We start from the raw sequence: 17,640 nt of genomic DNA, 5'->3' as shown, positions 1-17,640 counted from the left end.
ATGGATAATTCCGAAAAGATAAATCTACTTTTAATAAAGCTCGAAAACCTGTTGTTAAGGCAGCAAAGTTTTGATGCTGAAATTAAGAATTTAAGAGATGAGGTTAAAGCACTACAATCTTCTGGAGCAGCACCAACCCAAATTCCAATTGTAAACGAACCAGTAATTGCTCCACCACCAAGAAATACGCCTCCAAGTCAGGTAATACAAAACAATAGCATACCTCAGCCTTTTCAGAGTACACCACAACCAAATTTAAATCAACCTCAAGCTAATTTCGCAGAGCGATTTAAACGTGAAAACATGGTTAAATCAGATTTCGAAAAGTTTATTGGCGAAAATTTAATCAGCAAAATCGGGATCCTGATTTTAATTATTGGTGTAGCCATTGGCGCAAAATATGCAATCGACCATGATATGATTAGCCCTTTAACACGCATAATTTTAGGTTATGCTGTTGGCGGAGGTTTAATGGCTTTTGCAATCAAATTAAAGGAAAAGTATGAAAATTTCTCGGCAGTTTTAGTAAGCGGTGCAATTGCCATAATGTATTTTATTACCTATGCCGCTTACGATTTTTATGCCCTCATTCCACAGGTTTTAGCTTTTGCGCTGATGGTGGTATTCACTTCTTTTACAGTTATCGCCGCTATCAAATATAATAAGCAAGTTATTGCGCATATTGGTTTAGTGGGTGCTTATGCTGTTCCATTTTTATTGAGTGATGGTTCAGGCAAAGTTGGCGTATTATTCACCTATATGGCCATAATCAATATTGGAATCTTAATTTTAAGTTTTAAAAAATATTGGAAACCACTTTTTTACGCATCGTTTGGTTTAACATGGATTATCTTCTTAAGCTGGCGATTGGATTTAGGTTTTGACAATCGTTTCTTCAATCTTTCACTGCTTTTTTCTACAATTTTCTTTATTATTTTTTACATCACTAACCTTGCCTATAAAATAACAAAAAAGGAAATTTTCGGCTTGAGTGATGTGGTTATCATTCTTCTAAATTCATTCATTTATTATGGAATTGGCTATTTTATCCTATCGGGAAATAAAAATAGTGTAGGATTACTAGGCTTATTCACATTGGCAAATGCAGTTATCCACTTTGTGGTAAGTTTAATTATTTATAAAAAAGAATTAGCGGATAGAAACCTTTTCTACCTGATTTTAGCGATGGTAATTACTTTCATCACAATGGCTGCACCAGTGCAACTAAATGGCGGCTGGGTTACTATTTTCTGGACCGTTGAGGCGGCTGTTTTATTCTACCTCGGACGAGTAAAAGCCATTGCTATTTACGAAAAACTGTCGTTTCCATTGATATTTTTAGCGTTTTTAAGTTTACTGCAGGATTGGACTAGTTATGACGTATTTTATGGTTCAGCCTTAGTTAAGCCAATATTAAATGTTGGTTTTTTAACCTCAATTATTTTCATTGCAAGTTTTACGTGGATGTTTTACATCAGTAAAAAAGAAACAGAAAAACCTATTGATTGGGGTTGGATGAGGCAATTTCTAAGTTATTCGATTCCCACAATTTTAATATTCGTTATATATATAACCTTTAGATTGGAGATATCGAAATACTTTAATAGTATGTTTGAATTGAGCAGAATCACGACAAATCCAAACGGGAAGGTCGGTTACGAAAATTATCAATACAACTATAATTATCAAAAGCTTCAAACCAGTTGGATTTATATTTACACCCTGTTCTTCGCAGCAGTTATTACTTATTTCAACATAAAAAGAATTAAGAACGGACAATTAGCTGTGGCCAATCTGGTTATTAATTTATTAGTTGTTGTACTCTTTTTAACTCACGGACTTTATACGCTAAGCGAACTGAGGGATAATTATTTGCATCCCGAAAGTAAGTTTTTTACGATTAGCAGTTTTAATATTAGCATTAGATACTTATCGTTCGTCTTTTTTGGTTTACTAATTTTTCAATGTTATAAACTCATTCGTTCAGGTTTATTAAAACAAAACTTAAAAACCATGTTCGATTTCTTACTCTATATTTCAATTTTATGGATTATCAGCAGCGAATTGATTAATCTTTTAGAACTATCAGGAACACAAGAAACCTATAAGTTGGGACTGAGCATTTTATGGGGAGTTTATTCGCTTATTTTAATAAGTATCGGATTAGCGCAAAACAAAAAACACCTGCGCATTGGTGCTATGATTTTATTCGGCATTACTTTGATAAAATTATTCTTTTATGATATTTATACACTTGGCACAATCGCAAAAACAATTGTATTTGTGTCGCTTGGCGTGCTCTTACTCATTATTTCATTTTTGTACAACAAATACAAACACCTAATTATTGATGATGCTAAACCCGAAAATTAAAATATTTGCTTTGATTTTGCTTTGCGGAAATGTCGCCTTTGGGCAAACCAATCAATATAAATATCAGCGCAAACTTGAGCATATAAATAGCAATTGGCATATTTTAAAGCTGCCTAACGATATCTACAAAACCATAAATACTGACTTAAGTGATTTGAGAATTTATGGCATTAAGGGAAAAGATACGCTTGAAATGCCTTACATACTTAAACTACGCAGTGATGAAGTTAAGACGCATGATGTAGATTTTAAACTGCTAAACCAAAGCTCTAGTAATGGAGATTATTTTTTCACCTTTCAACCAAACAAATTATCGGTAATTAATAAAATCGACCTGAATTTTAAACAGCAAAATTTTGATTGGAAAGCTACGTTGGAAGGAAGTAATGACAATAAGCAATGGTTTAGCATTATTAAGGATAGTCGGATATTAAGCATAAAAAACACCAATACCGACTATAGTTTTACTAAGCTTTCCTTTTTTGATGCTAAATATGCTTATTATAGATTAAGCGTTAAAAGTAACACTGCACCCAATTTAATAAGCGCAAAAATAAAGCAAAGCGATACCACAAAAGGAATTTATCAAACTTATCTGCCTACTCAAATTTCAACCGTAAATAACGAACAGACTAAAAAATCTGAAGTAACGATTTCCATAAAGCAGCCCTCTTTAATTTCAAATCTTGAATTAAAAGAAGCTAGTCAGCATGATTTTTTTCGCCCGATAAAAATTGAATATGCAACTGATAGTTTTAAAACGGATAAGGGAATGCAATATCAATATGCAACGCTTTTTGAAGGTACTTTCAGTTCATTAGAAAAGGCAAATTACAGCTTTAACAATACCGTCCTATCGCAACTAAAGGTTACAATAGATAACGGCGACAACTTACCTTTAAACATTATTGGCGTTAACTTACAAGGAAATATTTATGAAATGGTTACTCGCTTTGATGAGCCAAACCTAAAATATTCCTTATACTATGGGAACAAAAATGCAGCATCTCCAAATTATGATATTGCAAATTTTGAAAGTAAAATCCCAGCTAATTTAACTTCTGTTAATATCGGTGCAGAAGAGAAAAACCCTGTATACTCCATAAAAAGTGAGCAACCATTATTTGAAAACAAAGCCTGGCTTTGGGTTTTGATGGCTGTAATTATTGCGCTTTTAGGTTGGTTTTCTTTTAAAATGTTAAAGAATTAAACCTTAAAATAACCGTAAACCTTAAAAATGAAGAACATTTTTCAATCTACAGTAACCGACGAAATAATTGGTAGAATTAACAATTTAAAGCCTGAAACACCCCAACTTTGGGGCAAAATGAACGTGGCTCAAATGCTTGCACATTGCAATGTGAGTTATGAATTGGTTTACGATAACATCCATCCAAAACCAAATGCATTTATGAAATTTATTATGAAAGCGTTAGTTAAAAATCTTGTCGTTAATGAAAAACCATATAAAAAAAGCAGTCAAACTGCGCCAGCTTTTATCATTGTAGATGAAAGAGAATTTGAAAAAGAAAAAGTCCGTTTAATTGAATATATTAATAAAACAAAAGGATTAGGAGAAGCGCATTTCGACGGAAAAGAGTCTCATTCATTTGGTAAGCTCAACAAAATAGAATGGAACAATATGTTTTATAAACATCTAGACCATCATTTAAATCAGTTTGGCGTTTAATATATATTACAAATCAACAAATGAAAAGATTAACGATTCTTCTAGCGTTAATCATCCCTATTTTTCTCTGCACTTCCTGGGGTTTCTTTGCCCATCAAAGAATAAATAATCTGGCGGTTTTTACTTTGCCTACCGGGATGCTATTTTTCTACAAGAAGAATATTAAATACATTACCGAACATGCTGTAGACCCTGATAAAAGAAGATATGCAGATACTTTAGAAGCACCTCGACATTATCTAGATGTAGAAAACTATGAAAAAAACATCGACAGTATTCCCGAAAAATGGAATGATGCATTAGCTAAATACGGACAAAAGCACCTAAATGAAAATGGCATTGTGCCCTGGCAAATTCAACGCACTTATTATAGTTTGGTTAAAGCTTTTGAAGCCAGAGATTCAATAAAAATCTTAAAGTATTCTGCTGATTTAGGGCATTACATTGGCGATGCGCATGTACCACTTCACACCACATCAAACCATAATGGTCAGCTAACTAACCAAGTTGGCATCCATGCCTTTTGGGAAAGCAGGTTACCTGAATTATTTTCTTCTAATTACAATTTCGTGGTTGGGAAAGCAGCCTATATCGAAAATCCACTAAGAGAGACTTGGAAAATAATCAAGCATACAAGAAGTTTGGTTGACACGGTTTTAACTTTTGAGGCACAACTTGCGGCATCTTTTCCATCAGATAATAAATACAGTTTCTCAGAAAGAAATAATACTGTTTTAAAGCAATATTCCGTGGCTTATTCTAAAGCTTACCACGATAAAATGAATAATATGGTAGAAAGACAAATGCGTTCTGCAATATTAAAAATTGGTTCATTTTGGTTTTCGGCTTGGGTCGATGCTGGACAGCCAGAACTGAAAAATCTCTTTAAGGTTGAATTAAAACCTGACGAAAAGAAAACAGAAAACGATGTAGAAAGGAAGTATCAAAAAGGACTTCCTATTGGTAGAGACATTTGAGAAAAAAAGAAAGGCAAGAATAAATTCTTGCCTTTATATAATGTGCTTGCTCAATCTATTTTGAATCGTCGCCTTCGATAATTTCTTCAATCTTTTTAGGCTGCATTTTACTTTTAATAGCTGCCCATATTGCTGGCACAAACGTAACAACAGCAATAAATACGATTACAAGCTCAAAATTGTTTTTTATAATTGGAATTTGGCCTAATACAAAACCACCCATTAATAAAGAAAATATCCATGCAACACCACCAATTACATTAAAGTATGTAAAGCGACCAAAAGGCATCTTTGCTATACCAGCTACGAATGGAGCAATTGTTCTGAAAATTGGCAAAAAGCGACTAAAAATTATGGCTTTACCACCGTGTTTCTCAAAAAACTCATGAGATTGATGATAATATTTTAGTTTTAAAATTTTATTCTCCTCCTTAAAAACACCTGCACCTAAAACACTTCCTAATTTGAAATTAACTGTATTACCTAAAATCGCAGCAACAATTAAAATCACTAACATTACCCAGATGCTTAAACCTGTTTCATGCTCACCTGCAATTAATGCCCCCATTGCAAACAGCAAAGAATCGCCAGGTAAAAATGGTAAAACCACTAATCCTGTTTCAGCAAAAATAATAAGGAATAAGATTAAATAAGTCCATGTTTGGTAATCGTTAACGATTTGAGCCAAATGAACATCAATGTGAAGAATAAAATCTAAGAGTTGCTGTAGTAATTCCAATTTGTATGATTTTGGGCAAAAATAGGAATATGAATTTGATTTAAAGACTATTCTGAATTTATTAGCAGAAATTTAATTACTATTGACAATTAAGCGTTCCTTTAATTTCCCTTTTCTCGAACCCTTATTCACGCCATCAATCAGAATTGTATATTTTACACCTTTGGTAAAACTCGTATATGAAATGGTATCAATTACATTTAAGGAATCCAAAAGGTTTAAATAGATTTTAGAATTTTTACCAGGAAGCATTTTTATATAACCTGAATTTTCTCCCAAACCTAAGGTCCTAACAAGAGTAGAAGACTCGTTTCTGATGCTAACCTTTGAGCCTAAAGTATGACCTAGATTAATAAAAAATAGCGTTACCTGAGCCGTATCTCGTGTTAAATCATCTTCCAAAACAGTTAAAACAGAATCGGTTGCCGAAGTTTTGGAATAGAAAACTGAGTAATTTCGACCAACCTTTAGTGAATATTTTATAGAATCACTAATCTGACTAGTATTGGTGTTCCTGGCAAAAATATTGTATTCCTTATCTCCAACAGCAGTTATGTAACTACTGTTTGTACCGTAAGTAATTGAAGGTGCAATTTTTAGTCCGTTTAAATAAAAATCCTGAGCTTTCTCATCAACAGTGTTGAAAAAACGAACTTTAGTATCATAATCAAGGTTGTCATTTTTAACACAACTTACCAGAAGTAATGCAACTGCAAAAAATGTTAACGAAAGCTTGAGAAACGCCGATAATTTAATTTTCATGCGTGTTTATTAAAATAATATTTTCAAAGATAGCCTTTGTAATTAATAGTCTACAACTAATTATCAACTATTAAATGTGCCTCGAGTGATGCCGATGTTAGGCCACTCAGCCAAATGGTGTAGATTTTACCCGGCAATAAATCGGTTGCAGCAATGGTTTTAATGTTTCCAGAACCTACAACGTTATATCTTAATGCTGCACCATTTTCTACTGTAAAATAGTTAGAAGCTTCTTTAAACATTATCGCATTAATAAATGGTGAACCCGTTTGAATACTAACGTTAATACCTGTAGTAAAATAAGGAGTTAAATTTACAACTCTAATTTTTGCAGCTGTCATATCAGAAACACTTAAATTATCTTTGTAATTGATAATTTCCTTTTTTCCGTCTCTATCTGCAATTAAAAAGGTGCTGTAAGTTAACGATGGTTTAAAATTCAAATTAGTATCAGTATTTAAGGTGTTAGAACCAACAAAACTGATAAATCTACTTCCCGATGAAACTTTAACATAATCGCTTGTTTCTCCGAAAGATAGAGCTGCACTTGTCATTTTTGAGTTGTCTACATAAACTTCTTCCTTGGTATCACTTTGTACAGCGTTAATTACTTTTAGTTTCGCTTGCCCTTGTACCACAACATTCGGATCGTGTTTTTTACAGGACATAAAACACATCGAGCATAACAAAAACAGAAAAATAGACGCCTTTGGCGTAGTGTGAGTAGAGCTTTTCATAAGATGGATGTATTTGGTAGTAAACAAGAATGGCTTGGTCAAAAACCAAGCCATTCTTAATATGTTTAACTAAAAATTTAGCGATTTAGTAACTGTTATTTAACATTACCGGCATCACTAACATCAAAACATCTTCATTTTCATCATTGGTTTGTGGAATTAACAATCCTGCTCTGTTCGGTGTAGAGAGTTCTAAAGTAACTTCATCACCACTTAAATTATTAAGCATTTCGATTAAAAAGCGGGCATTGAACCCAATTTCTAAATCTTCACCATCATATTGACAGCTTAAACGCTCATGTGCTTCGTTTGCAAAATCTAAATCTTCTGATGAAATATTTAGTTCGCTTCCGTTAATTTTTAGCCTAACCTGATGCGTAGTTTTGTTTGCAAAAATTACTACACGACGAAGTGTATTTAAAAACAAGCTTCTGTCAATAACCAGTTTATTTGGATTATTCTGAGGGATAACTGCCTCATAATCAGGATATCGTTCATCTATTAAACGACACACCAAATTGATATTTTCAAACTTAAAGAAAGCGCTAGTTGCATTATAATCAACCGATACATTGATATCATTTGATGGTAAAGCGGCTTTTAAAAGTGTTAAAGCTTTTTTAGGCAGAATAAATGAGGTTGCTTTATCAGCTTTGCTATCCATACGACGGTAACGCACCAATTTATGTGCATCGGTTGCTACGAATGTAATGTGCTGAGGCGATAACTGGCAAAAAACACCCGTCATTGCCGGACGTAATTCATCATTACTAACTGCGAAAATTGTTTTTGTAATGGCTTCTGTTAAAACAGATGCAGGTAAATTAACAGAAGAAGCATTTTCAACTACCGGAATTTTTGGAAAATCATCTCCATTTTCGCCGCTAAGTTTATATTTTCCATCACCAGCGCTAATTTCGATTGCGAATGTTGCATCATCAATATTAAATGAAATAGGTTGGTCCGGTAATGTTTTAAGTGTATCTAATAAAATTTTAGATGGAACTGCAACTTTACCTTCTTCTTTTGATTCAACAGCCAAAGCAGTGGTCATGCTGGTTTGTAAATCGGTTGCAGAGATTGTTAAATTGCCTTCTTTAATTTCAAAAAGAAAATTTTCTAATATTGGTAAAACCGTACTGCTGCTAGATGCACCATTTACAGTTTGTAGGTGTTTTAATAGAGTTGATGTGGATACTATAAATCTCATGATATCATTAAGTTCTTCTTCAAAAATAGAAAAATTATTTAGCGTACTTGTACTTGCGGTAATAATGTTGAAAAATTGCGAAGAATATTAACAATAATAACGGAAGTATAACATTAATAACCTGCCATTTGGTTTTTTCGAGCTTAATTTTTGCCTTATCAAGCAAACGAATTTTAACTTCTTTGTTTCTCAGTACGATAAGATTATCATCATCTGTAAAATAATCGGCAATATTGAGCAACAAAGCTTTATTTCCATAAGTGCGCTGAGTGTACCTATCGAAACCAAGTGGCAATGGCGAGTTATCCTTTTCAATTACCTGATTTTTAAAGATATCTCCATCACCAATTATAACCATTTTCGAATTTTTACTAACACTTACATTTGTGAAAGCACTTGTAATTTGGGCTGGTAGATGTCTTCCGGCAAATACTGATGGAAACTCCCCTTCTAACAAAACCCCTGCACTTTGTAGCGGATTTTGAAATGATTTCGGATCTGGTTGTTCGGCAACCATCTGCAACGAAAATAATTTTGGCACATTAAAAACCTTATTAAAAGAAGATGAAGTTAAAATGTACGTTTTCTTAACACCTTTTGAACCAATTGTATCAACTGTACTCGGAAATTCAGCTTTTATGCCATCTAAATTTTTAACTAAACTTGCGGCTGTATCGGGCAGTAGAATAGGGTAATATATCCAAGGAACCAGCTGAATTTGCGCTTGTCCGCCAACTACGCCTGTTGAAACCGGAATTTCAGCAGAGTTTTTATCAGCAATAACATTATAGTTTATTCTTGCACCATACATAAATAACATGTCGTCAAGATTCAAGTTTTTATTGAAAACCATTTGAGAACCTTTCCCACGTAAACTATCCAACTCGGCAGAAACCTGGTCGATACTCCAAAGCACCCTGCCCCCATTCATCACAAAGTAATTTATTTTATATTTTTCGGTTTCGGAAAATGCTTGTTGCGGTTTTACAATAACCAACATTTTTAACTTATCAAGCCCTGCTTTATCAATCGTATTTAAGTTAACCCGTCCAACTTCATAACTACTGGAAAGTGTATGAATTGCATCATAAAGTTCTAAATCAGATGGTTCGCCATTTGCTTCGGTAAAACCAATTCGGGGATTATTGCCAGTTACGACTTTTTTAATACCTGAAGTAAATACATATTCCAGATTCTCGATTGAACGGTTGATGTTATCCTCATAATTTCCGCTGGCATCAAGATTTTGAAAAAGTTTAACAGGTAACTCTTTACCATCAGTTTCAATCATCGCCATTGGGTAAACCAGCTTTTGAGTTAAACCGCTTTCTGTTTTAACACTCAAATTTGTGGCTTCTATACCATGTTGGTAAAGGTTATTGATAACCATATCCTGATCCGCACCATTTAAACCTTCTAAAGGATCTACAAAAACAACCTTTAACTCGGCATTGGAATAAGCTTTGTAATCGCTCAGCAAATCTTTTACTGATGTTTGCAATCTTTTAAATGCTGATGGCAATTCTCCATTTAAAAACACAGTAACTAAAATCGGTTTCTGCGTGTTTTTTAGAACATTTTTTGTTTTATCGTTTAGGCTGAATCTTTTATCAGCCGTAAAATCAAACCGATGAAAAATATATCTACCGATAATATTAACCGCAAAAAGAATTAATATAGCTACAACTATGGTTATCCAATTTTTTTTATTCTTCATTATTTCTTCCCTCCTGCTGCTAAGTTTGTTAACAATAAAAAGACTGAAGAAAAGCTCAGAAAATAGATCAAATCTCTGGTATCTAAAACGCCCCGACTAATAGACTGGTAGTGCTCATTTATCCCAATAGATGATAGTATAGTTTCGAATGAGCTTAATGCAAAAAGTTGACTGGTATAATCGAAACCTAAAAATGCAAATGCACAAATAGTAGCAGAAATTGCAAATGCAATAATTTGATTTTTTGTAATTGATGAAGCAAAAATGCCTATAGCTGTAAAAGCCGTTCCGAGCAAAAATAATCCAACATAGGAACCAATTACTGCTCCGGAATCGATATTTCCTTCAGGCAAACCTAATTTTGAAATAGAGAAATAATAAATGGTTGTTGGTATTAAAGAAAAAAGTACCAAAACCAAACAAGATAAGTATTTAGCAAAAATAATTTGCCAAAGGGTAATTGGCTTGGTAATTAACAACTCATATGTTCCTTCTTTTTTTTCTTCAGCAAATGAACGCATGGTAATTGCCGGAATTAGAAACATGAAAAGATATGGCACTAAACTAAAGAAACCACCAAGTTCTGCATAACCATATTCGAGTATCGATGTATCAGGGAAAAACCATAGTAATAGCCCAGAAACCAATAGAAAAATGCCGATAGTGATAAAGGCAACCATCGAGCTAAGAAAACTATATAATTCGCGCTTAAAAACTGCGTACATAACAAAATTTAAATGCCGAAGTTAATAAAATATTAAGGCAAATTATAAATGATGGCGTGTTAAATAAGCCTTAAATAAATTGCTTACATCATTAATACTTTCATAGTTTGGTCTAACAAAACCTATACCCGGATGGTCCTGATCCCAAATTGCACCAATCATAACTGCGCTTATAATTACAAATATGGTAGAAACTATAAAAGTTTCATTCGAATGGAATTTCTTCATAAATCCGATAAGAAACCCCATCATAAAAGAATACAGAATTAAAATTGCAATTATCAAAGATGGTGTGGTTTTACCGTAGTTTTGGGTTAAGCGAATATAAGCAGAGCGCAAACCGCTTGTATTGGTCGTTATCTCGCCAATTTCATTTTTATATACAGGATTTTTGACCAAATATTCAATCAAAAATTCATCTAGTTTTTGGTCGTTCGCGATAACTTTTTTAACGATTTCACCCGATGCGGCCGCATTTGCATTAAGGTTATGTTCGTGAATATCAAAAAAATCTCTTAAATATTTATGGATAGCACTGCGTAATTCTGGTTCAAAATATTTCGATTTTTTAATCACTAAAGATAGTCGGTCTGCAACATCATAAATTTCCTCATTCCGTTCGGCTGCATTGTTACTTGAGCCGGCAAGTGAAAACGAAAGCAACAAAGCGTAAATGCTCATTAAGCTAGATTCCAATCCAATATTCTTCCAGGATTTATTTAGATTTAACCGATAAGAAGCATATCTGGCACCAACCAGAATACTTACAATCAGCAAAGCTGGATAAAGAATTATAAAAAAGAAATATTGCAACATAGTTTAGAATTATCTACAAAGAAAAACCAAAACCTACCGATAATACATTATTTTTTTCCTGATAAAAATTGCTATTACCACCTGTTATTGTTCTAAAACCTATACCATAACCCACATGAATATTTAATCCGTTATGTAATTCGTAACCACCTAAAAGATTTAAGCCATAATCATCTTTTTGAAAATCTTTACCGCTACCAAATTCCAATTTCCTATCACTGGTAGTAGTCGTTGTACTACCATTTACGGTAATAGTAGATTCGAATTTATTTCTCCCACTAATTGCCATACCATAATATGGTCCTCCGCCTAACAATATCTTTCCTTTTCCAACCTCAATGGCGAATATTCCATTTACCGGAACTTCAATATACATCAGATTTACTTTGCCATCAAAGTGATACACATCTGGGCCCAAATTATATCGATGACCATATTTTGCACCTTTATTTAATAATGTAACACCCGGCTGCATAGAAAAAAAGCTTGAAACTGGAAAATCGACAATTCCACCAATGTAAAATGAGGGATTCATTTTGTAATCTGGCGGTTCCGGGCCATCATAAGCACTTGCACCACCATTTGCCGAAATGGTTGGCAATGTAAGTCCGGCTTTTATGCCCACTTTTACTTGATTCGTTTGTGAAAATGCTGCAAAAAATGCAGTCAGAAAAGAGAGTGTTAAAATTAGCTTTTTCATAGATAGTTTTTTGATACCAGTAAAATAGCAAAAACTTCTATCAACTAAGAAAACCTTAGTTGATTTAATAAAAAATTAACATGAGGTCTTGTTCTAAAGTTCAAATGCATAAGCTACTCTTAAACCTGCAAAGCCCTTTGAATTTGATCTATTCAGAAATTGTATTTCATCATTTCTACCCGTCCAGCCTTCGTACCTCAAACCTACATCAAGCAACCCTTTACCACGGAGTTTAAAAATATTTCCAACACCCGGCGACCATACAAACAATATTTTTTGTCCTTCGTTTATTGGCAAGCCAGTTCCTGCTTGGGCTTCTGCATAAAAACCTTCACTTAAATAATATTTTAAACCTGCTTTTATAGGAATATATGTCAAATCTTTAACGGTAAGAATTTGACTTCTTCTTCCAAAGAAATTCATAAAACCAGCATTTAAGCTTAATGCAAATTGATTGGAAACCGGTAAATCTAATTTAATAGAAGCACCTGTTCCAATTGCAGAAATACCTGAAAAATTACCGGATGGAAGACCGATTTCTGCACCTACACTTAGATTAGTTGTATTTTGAGCCTTTAAGCTTAGAGTTGAAAAAAATAATAAAGCGAATAACAAAAAAAAGTATTTCAACATAAATTAAGCAGTAAGTTTTCTAAAAATATCTTCCAATGAACTTTGATTATTTGCCTTTTTAATACCCTCAAGCGTATCGTTTGCAACAATTTTACCTTTATTGATGATGATAATATCATCGCAAATGGCTTCTACCTCTTGCATAATATGTGTTGAAATAATAACCGTTTTATTTTTGCCAAGCGCTTTAATCAACGCTCTGATATCAACCAACTGATTTGGATCCAAGCCCGATGTTGGTTCATCTAAAACCAATACATCTGGATTATGGATGATCGCCTGAGCTAAGCCCACACGTTGACGATAACCTTTGGATAACATTCCGATTTTTTTATGTTGCTCCGGAGTTAAGCCAACCATTTTAATCACTTCTTCAACTCGCTCAGAAATATTTTTTAACCCGTAGGTTTGAGCCACAAAGCTTAGAAATTCCTTAACGTACATATCTGTATAAAGCGGTGTATTTTCCGGCAAATAACCAATATGTTTTTTAGCTATAATTGATTGAGTAACGATATCTTTTTCAGAAATTTTAGCTTGACCTGATGTGGGCTCCAAATATCCGGTTAACATACGCATTGTGGTAGATTTACCCGCACCATTCGGACCAAGAAAACCCAAAATCCGACCCGGTTTTGCATCGAAACTAATAGAATCAACCGCTTTTTGTTTACCGTAATGCTTGGAAAGATTCTTTACTGAAATACTCATTGTGTTTCTAATTAGTCAGTCGTCATTGCCTCGCAATGATGATATTTTTAATTAATGTATGCCGAACTTAGCTTTTTATTGTATCGAAACTTATCCAGTTGCTCCGCAGCTTGCGCAATATTATCTGATGATAAAATATCAGCACCATTACTTACCAAGTGATAGTAAACATTTTTTGCCGGATTAGCTATTGAGCTTTTATCAATATTACCCATTGTACCTAAAATCGTTGTAATTTCTTTATCGTGCAGATATTTATACAAATCTTTATCGGGTGCGCTAACACCAACGAAAGCAACAATCCTATTATTTGGTATACCCAAACCATTAAGTCTTTTCAATTCTGATTTCTTTTGTACTGATGCCGAAATCATTAAATCTGGTGCCAATTGATGTACTTCCTGAGCCTGATTTGCAGTATAAGTTATAATAATCGAATTGCTTTCTGCCTGATATTGTTTAACCTTTTCAATAACCTTTGCATAAGAAACACCTCTTTTTAAATCAATAGTTAACAATGCTTTTCCTTTACTCCAGCTTAAAACGCTATCTAGAGTTGGTATTTTAAAATTCGTTTCTTTCCCTTCATCATCCTTCAAATTAAATGCTTTAAGTTCATCGTAAGTGTAATCGCCAATTGGTCCTTTTCCTGTTGAGGTTCTATCCAATTTATCATCGTGCATAATTACTAAAACAGAATCCTTGCTATAAGCAATGTCAAATTCAATAACCATTGGATTATAAGTGGTGGCATTTTCAAATGTTTCGATACAATTTTCTGGGAAACCAGGCATTGGACCGCCACGATGCGCACTAATTAAAGGAAAACGATTTTCTGGCGCCCACTTTAAAAACTGATACAGCTCGTTAGTATTCTCAAATTTAATATAATGATGAACTTTTTCTTCTTGCTTACACGATAAAAACACCGTTAAAACGGTTAAGAAAAGTAAAAAATGGAATTTCATGATTCAAAAGTAGGAAAAAATGGAAAATGGCAAAGGTAAATTGGATGATTTTTGGTCAAATGAGGTTGTTGGTTCAATGTTAAACTGGTTAATCTAGCCTTGAACAGTTGACCAATTTCACAAATAAACAATCAAGCAATTAACCCTCCTCTACGCATATCCATTTTTTATAGCGAAGACCGCCAAACCAACACGGGTTTTGAGTTCTAATTTATCGCAAAGATTATCGCGGTAGCTTTCAACAGTCCTGGGACTACAAAACATTTTATCGGCAATCTCTTTGTAATTAAGCTCGGTTATGGTGTATTTTAGAAATTCTTTTTCCCGGTCGGAGATTTTTATTTCAGCTTCCTTTGCCTTATTCAAGCTAAAAAATATAATTTTTGATGCCCATTCGGGATAGAAAAATCCATTCGTGGCTAATTTGGTCAAAGCATTTTCAAGCTCTGTTGGGTGAGCATTTTTTAAAAGATAGCCAGTTGCCCCATTGGTAACCATTCTGATAACACTTTTGTCCTCGCCTTGCATACTTAAAGCCATAACCAATATTTCTGGGTGATTGAGCTTTACCCAAGTTACGGTTTCAAAGCCATCCATTACGGGCATGCTAATATCTAACAATAGAATATCAGGAATTTTGCTTCCGTTAACAAACCTATCAATTAAATCCTTACCGTTTTCGCAAACGTAGATAACCTCAAAATCACTAAAATTATTGATAATACCTTGTAAAGCCTTTGCAATTAGAATATGATCATCTACAATAACAATTGTTTTTTTCATGATTAGCCATTTAAAATAACAGTAAGTGATGTACCGTGATTTGGTTTACTTTCAAAACTGAACTGTCCGCCAATAATTTCTGCCCGTTTTTTCATATTCTTCAATCCAATACCATCAGAATTACTCCTCAAATAATCAAACCCTACGCCATTATCTTCAATTTTAAGTTTTAAAAAAGCATCATTGTCAGAATGCAACCCAATTTTAATTTCGCTACAGTTTGAATGTTTAAGGCTATTTTGAAGGAATTCTTGTGTAATCCTAAGTAAAACGTTTTTCCGAACAAAATCTAAATTAAAATCATCACCGTTATGATTAAACAAAACATCGCATCTTTTTAACGCATTTAAAGTATTCACTTCATCCTGTATTAAAGTTACAATTTCATGCGTATTAATATTATCATTGGTTAAGTTTTTTGATAAGCTTCGTAAATCATGCAGTGAAGAATTTACAATCTGGTAAATCTGTTCAATTTTTTCACTCGCTTGCGGCACCTTCTTTTCGTAAACAAGCTGCTGTGCATACAAACTAACCAAAGTTAATTTCTGACCGATATTATCATGCAATTCTCTACCAATTTGTTGCATCGTATCTTGCTGAATCTCTAATTGGGTGCTTAACAATTCCTTTTGGTGTATTTCGTTGTTAATTTTTATCTCGTTTAAATATTCCTTTTTTCTTGATTTATACTTACGGATGTAAACCATTATGGCAACAGTAAAGCTCACAAAAAACAGGTTAAACAAAATAACCGTAATCAATAATTCTGTTTTCCCCATATAAATGAAATTGAAAAGAGTAAATACATCACTACCCCAGAAATTAAGAAGTAATCATAATAGATATCCCATATGGTTATATAATCTTTTAATAAGGAATAGAATGCAAAAAAGGGCAGTGTGCCAATGTAAAATAGCGTTACACCAAGGTTGATGTAAAACATTTTATTCCTATTGAAATTAAGAATATTTACCGAGTTAACCTGGTTATAATATTCTTTCAGCACTAAAAACATCAGCAATAAACAAGCGAGCGTATAATTAAAAGAAAAATATATTTTGCTTTCGCTGAAAAAGATTTCGCTAATTAAAAATGAAGCCAAATACAGCACCGAAAATGAGTAAAATAGTGCTTTGTTATTAAATGATTTGACTGCATAGAGCCAGTAAAAAAATATAAATTGAAATGGAATAACGAGATAGTTGTAATATTTTGCTTTGGAAAAGCTAAAATACAAACCACCCCATTTACCAATAATTTCGCTTAAAAAAATTAAGACTAAGTAATAGATAAAAAATCGCCAGTACTGATTTTTTAAAGTTTTAAAATTAAGCATGGCGATAAAAGCGGCCAAACCTTCTACATAAAGAAAGCTTTCGCTTAAAAACTTTTGAAAATTACTTAATTCCATTGCTATTAATAGTCTTCAACAACGGTTACAGCCGGAGGAATGGTTTGTCCGTGATTTTGTGCCATTACCTGTAAAGCCTGCGTTTCATTATCATTGCTAATTGACATCATGCGCATCGCTTGATTTTTTTCACGTCTATCAATCGAGTAAGTTGTCTCATCCAAGGGATTAAAATCATAATCCAAATATCCACCATCAACACTTTTAATTTTTAATGTGGGTATCATAACTAAGGTATGTTTCTCTGCAAAATCTTTCGGAATGGAACTATCATTTCCCAAAACATCCCAATCTTCAATTTTTGGATAAGCGGCATAATAAAAACGCAATCCAAGCCTATCGTCGGTAATGTGTTGTTGCACTTTTGTGCTTTCTATTTCAATATCAGCAATAAATTTCTTTAAAGTTTTAAAATCAAACCAAACAGAATGCGCATCATTTATGCCCAGCGTTTTATTTATCAGCTCCAGCTGAACATTTCGATAATTATTTACCATTTTATGAATGGCCTTTTGCGACATCGTATTAGGCTTTGTAGTACCATGTTCTTTTTTTGTGCCGCCGAAAAGTTTCTGAATTAAGTAAAGGGCAATCGCTCCTAAAACGAATGCAATAATGTAACTAAATGTTGGGTTCGATTCCATAGTTTTTGGTTTTTATTAAAGTTAACTTTTATTCTCAAATG

Annotated in this window: 19 protein-coding genes; 4 read left to right on the top strand and 15 right to left on the bottom strand. The window is 33.4% G+C overall.

Going from position 1 to position 17,640, the window contains the following annotated elements; translation table 11 throughout:
* The 4 genes from R2Q16_RS08480 to R2Q16_RS08465 are packed head-to-tail and all read left to right on the top strand — an operon-like array spanning window position 1 to window position 5,040.
* On the top strand, window positions 1–2,373 hold the full coding sequence (locus tag R2Q16_RS08480; protein WP_316736440.1) for a DUF2339 domain-containing protein: 2,373 nt from the start codon (window positions 1–3) through the stop codon (window positions 2,371–2,373).
* Window positions 2,351–3,583 carry a DUF3999 family protein gene (locus R2Q16_RS08475; protein WP_316736439.1) on the top strand — a complete coding sequence of 411 codons (1,233 nt, stop codon included), beginning with the start codon at window positions 2,351–2,353 and terminating at the stop codon, window positions 3,581–3,583. The genes R2Q16_RS08480 and R2Q16_RS08475 overlap by 23 nt, the downstream gene beginning before the upstream one ends.
* A gap of 27 nt (window positions 3,584–3,610) precedes the next feature.
* Window positions 3,611–4,063, top strand: coding sequence for a DUF1569 domain-containing protein (locus tag R2Q16_RS08470; protein WP_316736438.1), 453 nt, complete (start codon window positions 3,611–3,613; stop codon window positions 4,061–4,063).
* Between the two features lie 20 nt (window positions 4,064–4,083).
* Window positions 4,084–5,040: a zinc dependent phospholipase C family protein gene (locus R2Q16_RS08465; RefSeq protein ID WP_316736437.1), complete on the top strand. Its 957-nt coding sequence runs from the start codon at window positions 4,084–4,086 to the stop codon at window positions 5,038–5,040.
* Between the two features lie 55 nt (window positions 5,041–5,095).
* On the opposite strand, the gene R2Q16_RS08460 is transcribed toward R2Q16_RS08465, so the two are convergent.
* The 15 genes from R2Q16_RS08460 to R2Q16_RS08390 form a co-directional block, all read right to left on the bottom strand.
* Window positions 5,096–5,779 carry a DedA family protein gene (locus R2Q16_RS08460; protein ID WP_316736436.1) on the bottom strand — a complete coding sequence of 228 codons (684 nt, stop codon included), beginning with the start codon at window positions 5,777–5,779 and terminating at the stop codon, window positions 5,096–5,098.
* 72 nt (window positions 5,780–5,851) lie between these two features.
* Window positions 5,852–6,541 (bottom strand): DUF4397 domain-containing protein, encoded by a 690-nt coding sequence (locus R2Q16_RS08455; protein WP_316736435.1) that lies wholly within the window; start codon window positions 6,539–6,541, stop codon window positions 5,852–5,854.
* Between the two features lie 56 nt (window positions 6,542–6,597).
* A complete protein-coding gene (locus R2Q16_RS08450) occupies window positions 6,598–7,278 on the bottom strand; it encodes a DUF4397 domain-containing protein (protein WP_316736434.1) in 681 nt (226 codons plus the stop codon).
* A gap of 85 nt (window positions 7,279–7,363) precedes the next feature.
* Entirely contained in the window at window positions 7,364–8,488 is a 1,125-nt protein-coding gene (gene dnaN, locus R2Q16_RS08445; RefSeq protein ID WP_316736433.1) for a DNA polymerase III subunit beta, read from the bottom strand.
* Between the two features lie 34 nt (window positions 8,489–8,522).
* Window positions 8,523–10,205: a gliding motility-associated ABC transporter substrate-binding protein GldG gene (gldG, locus tag R2Q16_RS08440; RefSeq protein WP_316736432.1), complete on the bottom strand. Its 1,683-nt coding sequence runs from the start codon at window positions 10,203–10,205 to the stop codon at window positions 8,523–8,525.
* Window positions 10,205–10,930, bottom strand: a complete 726-nt coding sequence (gene gldF, locus R2Q16_RS08435) for a gliding motility-associated ABC transporter permease subunit GldF (protein WP_316736431.1) — start codon at window positions 10,928–10,930, stop codon at window positions 10,205–10,207. Before gldF ends, gldG begins: the two co-directional genes overlap by 1 nt.
* A gap of 42 nt (window positions 10,931–10,972) precedes the next feature.
* A complete protein-coding gene (locus R2Q16_RS08430; RefSeq protein WP_316736430.1) occupies window positions 10,973–11,746 on the bottom strand; it encodes a hypothetical protein in 774 nt (257 codons plus the stop codon).
* 13 nt (window positions 11,747–11,759) lie between these two features.
* Window positions 11,760–12,446, bottom strand: coding sequence for an outer membrane beta-barrel protein (locus R2Q16_RS08425; protein ID WP_316736428.1), 687 nt, complete (start codon window positions 12,444–12,446; stop codon window positions 11,760–11,762).
* A gap of 93 nt (window positions 12,447–12,539) precedes the next feature.
* Complete coding sequence (locus R2Q16_RS08420; RefSeq protein ID WP_316736427.1) at window positions 12,540–13,079, bottom strand: hypothetical protein; 540 nt, start codon at window positions 13,077–13,079, stop codon at window positions 12,540–12,542.
* Window positions 13,080–13,082: 3 nt separating this feature from the next.
* On the bottom strand, window positions 13,083–13,790 hold the full coding sequence (locus tag R2Q16_RS08415) for an ATP-binding cassette domain-containing protein (RefSeq protein ID WP_316736426.1): 708 nt from the start codon (window positions 13,788–13,790) through the stop codon (window positions 13,083–13,085).
* A 47-nt stretch (window positions 13,791–13,837) separates the two neighbouring features.
* The gene (locus R2Q16_RS08410) at window positions 13,838–14,758 is read right to left on the bottom strand and encodes a glycerophosphodiester phosphodiesterase family protein (protein WP_316736424.1); all 921 of its coding nucleotides are present in this window, start codon (window positions 14,756–14,758) and stop codon (window positions 13,838–13,840) included.
* Window positions 14,759–14,908: 150 nt separating this feature from the next.
* Window positions 14,909–15,541: a response regulator transcription factor gene (locus tag R2Q16_RS08405; protein ID WP_316736423.1), complete on the bottom strand. Its 633-nt coding sequence runs from the start codon at window positions 15,539–15,541 to the stop codon at window positions 14,909–14,911.
* A 2-nt stretch (window positions 15,542–15,543) separates the two neighbouring features.
* Window positions 15,544–16,323 carry a sensor histidine kinase gene (locus R2Q16_RS08400; RefSeq protein WP_316736422.1) on the bottom strand — a complete coding sequence of 260 codons (780 nt, stop codon included), beginning with the start codon at window positions 16,321–16,323 and terminating at the stop codon, window positions 15,544–15,546.
* The gene (locus tag R2Q16_RS08395) at window positions 16,302–16,955 is read right to left on the bottom strand and encodes a hypothetical protein (protein WP_316736421.1); all 654 of its coding nucleotides are present in this window, start codon (window positions 16,953–16,955) and stop codon (window positions 16,302–16,304) included. Before R2Q16_RS08395 ends, R2Q16_RS08400 begins: the two co-directional genes overlap by 22 nt.
* Before the next feature lie 5 nt (window positions 16,956–16,960).
* A complete protein-coding gene (locus tag R2Q16_RS08390; protein ID WP_316736420.1) occupies window positions 16,961–17,599 on the bottom strand; it encodes a hypothetical protein in 639 nt (212 codons plus the stop codon).
* Window positions 17,600–17,640: the final 41 nt, after the last annotated feature.

The sequence above is a fragment of the Pedobacter aquatilis genome (assembly GCF_032678425.1).
GTDB classification, from domain to species: domain Bacteria; phylum Bacteroidota; class Bacteroidia; order Sphingobacteriales; family Sphingobacteriaceae; genus Pedobacter; species Pedobacter aquatilis_B.
The sequence above is the reverse complement of the archived record's forward strand: the minus strand, read 5'-3'. Positions and strand labels throughout refer to the sequence as shown.

Excerpts from the sequence above, each read along its gene's own strand:
- R2Q16_RS08470 (WP_316736438.1), top strand. The coding sequence starts at position 3,611 with ATGAAGAACATTTTTCAATCTACAGTAACCGACGAAATAATTGGTAGA.
- R2Q16_RS08410 (WP_316736424.1), bottom strand. The coding sequence starts at position 14,758 with ATGAAATTCCATTTTTTACTTTTCTTAACCGTTTTAACGGTGTTTTTA.
- R2Q16_RS08390 (WP_316736420.1), bottom strand. The coding sequence starts at position 17,599 with ATGGAATCGAACCCAACATTTAGTTACATTATTGCATTCGTTTTAGGA.
- R2Q16_RS08465 (WP_316736437.1), top strand. The coding sequence starts at position 4,084 with ATGAAAAGATTAACGATTCTTCTAGCGTTAATCATCCCTATTTTTCTC.
- gldF (WP_316736431.1), bottom strand. The coding sequence starts at position 10,930 with ATGTACGCAGTTTTTAAGCGCGAATTATATAGTTTTCTTAGCTCGATG.
- R2Q16_RS08400 (WP_316736422.1), bottom strand. The coding sequence starts at position 16,323 with ATGGGGAAAACAGAATTATTGATTACGGTTATTTTGTTTAACCTGTTT.
- R2Q16_RS08455 (WP_316736435.1), bottom strand. The coding sequence starts at position 6,541 with ATGAAAATTAAATTATCGGCGTTTCTCAAGCTTTCGTTAACATTTTTT.
- dnaN (WP_316736433.1), bottom strand. The coding sequence starts at position 8,488 with ATGAGATTTATAGTATCCACATCAACTCTATTAAAACACCTACAAACT.
- R2Q16_RS08450 (WP_316736434.1), bottom strand. The coding sequence starts at position 7,278 with ATGAAAAGCTCTACTCACACTACGCCAAAGGCGTCTATTTTTCTGTTT.
- R2Q16_RS08415 (WP_316736426.1), bottom strand. The coding sequence starts at position 13,790 with ATGAGTATTTCAGTAAAGAATCTTTCCAAGCATTACGGTAAACAAAAA.
- R2Q16_RS08475 (WP_316736439.1), top strand. The coding sequence starts at position 2,351 with ATGATGCTAAACCCGAAAATTAAAATATTTGCTTTGATTTTGCTTTGC.
- gldG (WP_316736432.1), bottom strand. The coding sequence starts at position 10,205 with ATGAAGAATAAAAAAAATTGGATAACCATAGTTGTAGCTATATTAATT.
- R2Q16_RS08480 (WP_316736440.1), top strand. The coding sequence starts at position 1 with ATGGATAATTCCGAAAAGATAAATCTACTTTTAATAAAGCTCGAAAAC.
- R2Q16_RS08405 (WP_316736423.1), bottom strand. The coding sequence starts at position 15,541 with ATGAAAAAAACAATTGTTATTGTAGATGATCATATTCTAATTGCAAAG.
- R2Q16_RS08395 (WP_316736421.1), bottom strand. The coding sequence starts at position 16,955 with ATGGAATTAAGTAATTTTCAAAAGTTTTTAAGCGAAAGCTTTCTTTAT.
- R2Q16_RS08430 (WP_316736430.1), bottom strand. The coding sequence starts at position 11,746 with ATGTTGCAATATTTCTTTTTTATAATTCTTTATCCAGCTTTGCTGATT.
- R2Q16_RS08420 (WP_316736427.1), bottom strand. The coding sequence starts at position 13,079 with ATGTTGAAATACTTTTTTTTGTTATTCGCTTTATTATTTTTTTCAACT.
- R2Q16_RS08425 (WP_316736428.1), bottom strand. The coding sequence starts at position 12,446 with ATGAAAAAGCTAATTTTAACACTCTCTTTTCTGACTGCATTTTTTGCA.